Below are 230 nucleotides of genomic sequence, written 5' to 3'. Positions count from 1 at the left end.
GCCCCGCGTTCGCCCGCCGTCCGACTCCGAGGGCGTGGTCGCCGACTGGCACGAGCGCCGGGCGGCACTGTTCGAGGCCGAGTTCGCGTCCGCGCCGGGGGTCGGCGCGATCCTCGTGTGGGGTGACCCGTCTCTCTACGACAGCACGCTGCGGATCGTCGAGCGGGTGCTCGACCGCGGAAACGTGTCGTTCGACTACTCGGTGATCCCCGGCGTCACCAGTGTGCAGT

General features: G+C 71.3%; 1 protein-coding gene. It reads left to right on the top strand.

From position 1 onward, the window contains the following. The coding region (locus QM806_RS41185; RefSeq protein WP_283295087.1) for an SAM-dependent methyltransferase at positions 1-230 on the top strand (230 nt) is incomplete at both ends.

Origin of the sequence: Rhodococcus sp. IEGM 1351 (genome assembly GCF_030056875.1) — a bacterium.
In the GTDB taxonomy this organism is placed as follows: Bacteria; Actinomycetota; Actinomycetes; order Mycobacteriales; family Mycobacteriaceae; genus Rhodococcus_F; species Rhodococcus_F opacus.
This window is presented reverse-complemented; position numbering and strand designations above follow the sequence as displayed.